At 62.0% G+C, this 439-nt stretch carries 1 protein-coding gene; it reads right to left on the bottom strand.

From position 1 onward, the window contains the following. Positions 1-439 (bottom strand): efflux RND transporter permease subunit (locus I6F36_RS38840; protein WP_225173278.1); only part of this gene is annotated, 439 nt, incomplete at both ends.

The following is a 439-nucleotide window of genomic DNA, read 5'->3' as shown; positions in this document are numbered from 1 at the left end:
GCCCTCTTCCAGCTTGCGCACCATCATTTCGACCGCGATGATCGCGTCGTCCACCAGCAGGCCCAGCGCGATGATCAGCGCACCAAGCGAAATCTTGTGCAGCCCGATGTCGAAGATGTTCATGAACAGGAACGTCACCGCCAGCACCAGCGGGATCGTCAGGCCCACCACTAGGCCCGGCCACACGTCGATGCGCAGCTTCGGCTTGGTGTGCAAGCCGAGCGAGAGGAAACTCACGCCCAGCACGATCACCACCGCCTCGATCAGCACGTGCACAAACTCGCCCACCGAACTCTGCACCGATTTCGGCTGGTTCTGCACCTGCTGCATCTCGATGCCCATCGGCAGCTTGGCGCGGATCTTGTCAACCGTGGCACGCAAGTCCTTGCCGAGCTGGATGATGTCGCCGCCCTTGGTCATCGAGATGCCCAGGCCGATC

The organism is Bradyrhizobium sp. BRP19, assembly GCF_020194195.1.
GTDB classification, from domain to species: domain Bacteria; phylum Pseudomonadota; class Alphaproteobacteria; order Rhizobiales; family Xanthobacteraceae; genus Bradyrhizobium; species Bradyrhizobium yuanmingense.
The sequence above is the reverse complement of the archived record's forward strand: the minus strand, read 5'-3'. Positions and strand labels throughout refer to the sequence as shown.